The organism is Mesorhizobium sp. M7A.F.Ca.CA.004.04.2.1 (assembly GCF_004022825.1).
Lineage (GTDB): Bacteria > Pseudomonadota > Alphaproteobacteria > Rhizobiales > Rhizobiaceae > Mesorhizobium.
Genome location: NZ_RZPH01001261.1, coordinates 1 through 1,492, shown reverse-complemented (window position 1 = coordinate 1,492; position 1,492 = coordinate 1). Strand labels below are relative to the sequence as shown.

The following is a 1,492-nucleotide window of genomic DNA, read 5'->3' as shown; positions in this document are numbered from 1 at the left end:
CGCCTACACCGACCCGCAAAGCGCATGGTCGACCTCGGCAGCAACCGAACAGGGCAAGGGCCGCACCTTCAAGGTGGCCCTCACCGGCAGGATCGGAGGCTGACAATGAACGAAGCATCGGTGCGTGAACTGGCCTGCGAGGCGCGGCTCAACCTGAGGCGTCTGCCGGACTACATGGACAGCATTTCAGACAGGCTGCGGAGCTTCGAGGCCGATGCCTCGCATGAGGGAAAGCGCATCGATTTCCGCTTTGCCTTCGGCGGGGCCTCTTTCGACATGGAACGGCTGGTGATGCGGGCCAATGCTGCCGACCGCGACGGGCTCGCCCGTATCAAGGACCTGCTGGCCACAGCCGTACAGGTCTACGCCAAGGAGGAAAACCCCGAGATCGTCTGGACCGGCGATCTCTCAGGCGAAACCAGCCTCGCCCAGTTCCGCGAGATGGTGGTGACGGATATTCGCGACCTCACCCCGCACATGCGCCGCATCCGGCTGGCCGGCGAGGATCTCAGCCGTTTCGCCAAATTCGGCGGCATGCATATCCGCATGCTGTTTCCGACCAGGGAGGTGCCCGATCCGCTGTGGCCGGTGCTCGGCGGCAATGGCTTGCCGGTCTGGCCCGCCGACGACCGGCGTCCGGTGGCGCGCGTCTACACTATCCGGGCGCTGGACGTGGCCAGGGGCATCATCGATGTCGACTTCCTCGTCCATCCCGGCGAGAGCGTTGGCTCCGCCTGGGCCATGCGGGCAGCTCCCGGCACGAAAGTCGGCATCATGGGACCGGTCGGCCGCCCGGTGCGGCAGGCGGAGTGGTACGTCATGGGCGCCGACGAAACCGGCCTGCCGGCGCTGGCGCGGCTGCTGGAGACGCTGCCGGCCGAGACAAAGGGCGTCGCCTTCGTCGAGATCGCCAATGATGGCGAAAGGCAAGCGATCAACAATGCCACGGGCATCGAGTTGCATTGGCTGACAAGGAACGGCGTGCCGGCGGGCGAGGACAGACTGCTGGCCGAGGCTGTCCGCTCGGTGGCGTGGCCGCAAGGCGGCTCGGCCTTCGGCTGGTTCGCCGCGGAAGCGACCGCCGCCAAGGTCGTTCGCGAATATTGGCGCGGCACGCTGGGGCTCGGCCGCGATGAGACGTTGGCGGCCGCCTATTGGCGGCGTGGCTCTGCCGGATTGATGGCGGGGTGAACTCTGATGATCGGCCCGCCGTCTTTGCCGATGCCGATAACAATTTGATCACCGGAGACAAGGTTCGAAATATCGCACACCACCAGCGGCATGCGGATCTCGTAAAGAAATTCGGCAACGATGGCGCCCACCGCCAGGATCGGGTCCGGCCGCTCCAGAAGAATCCCGGCTGGCGCCGTGCCTCTGCGGATCGCCTCGGCCAGCACCGAGGATGAAGACGACGAGCCGCGCCCGCTCGGCATGACCAAAATCCTGCCGGCGACATTCTGGCCGAGACCGGGATGCGAATGGTCTGTTATGT

Annotated in this window: 2 protein-coding genes; one reads left to right on the top strand and one right to left on the bottom strand. The window is 65.9% G+C overall.

What is annotated here, in order from left to right:
* Positions 1-105: 105 nt before the first annotated feature.
* The gene (locus EN893_RS33645; RefSeq protein WP_127268610.1) at positions 106-1,191 is read left to right on the top strand and encodes a siderophore-interacting protein; all 1,086 of its coding nucleotides are present in this window, start codon (positions 106-108) and stop codon (positions 1,189-1,191) included.
* Here EN893_RS33645 and EN893_RS33640 read toward each other — a convergent pair.
* Positions 1,152-1,492, bottom strand: a 341-nt coding sequence (locus tag EN893_RS33640) for a DUF126 domain-containing protein (protein ID WP_128362161.1), incomplete at its 5' end; no start/stop codon positions are given. The two genes, EN893_RS33645 and EN893_RS33640, sit on opposite strands and share 40 nt — an antisense overlap.